We start from the raw sequence: 680 nt of genomic DNA, 5'->3' as shown, positions 1-680 counted from the left end.
ATGCGCCTCGGCGTCCAGCGGACGGGTGTCGAGGATACATTCATGCGCCACGCGGCCCGACTCGGAGGTGTAGAGGATCGGGTAGGCCTCGGCCAGACGTGCGGCGATGTAGTTGGCGTTCAGGATCGCCACTTTCGTCGCCTGCGTCAGGCCCGCGCCGCCCATCAGCAGCACATAGGCCCAGCTGACCGGCAGGATCGAGGGCGAGCCGAAGGGCGCCGCCGAGACCGGACCCACAGCGGTGCCGTATTCCGGGTGGCCGGGCAGGTGCTCTTCCAGATGCGCCTTGACGCCGATCGGACCCATGCCGGGACCGCCGCCGCCATGCGGGATGCAGAAGGTCTTGTGCAGGTTCAGGTGGCTGACGTCGCCGCCGATGTCACCGGGGCGCGACAGGCCGACCATGGCGTTCATGTTGGCGCCGTCGATATAGACCTGACCGCCGTGGTCATGGGTGATCTGGCAGACCTCCTGCACGGTGGTCTCGAACACGCCATGGGTCGAGGGGTAGGTGATCATGCAGGCGGCCAGATGATCCGAATGCTTCTCGGCCTTGGCGCGGAAGTCATTCAGGTCAATGTTGCCCTTGTCATCCGATTGCACCGGCACAACCTGCCAGCCCACCATCTGCGCCGAGGCCGGGTTGGTCCCGTGCGCCGAGGTCGGGATCAGGCAGACAT

The 680-nt window shown here is 66.2% G+C and carries 1 pseudogene; it reads right to left on the bottom strand.

Annotated elements, in window-relative coordinates:
- Positions 1 to 680, bottom strand: a pseudogene (locus ACR0DO_RS19525) (glycine dehydrogenase (aminomethyl-transferring)); the annotation flags it as partial.

This window comes from Ruegeria sp. AM9 (genome assembly GCF_056540565.1).
Note: the sequence above shows the minus strand (reverse complement) of the source record. Positions and strands in the feature narration are given on the sequence as shown.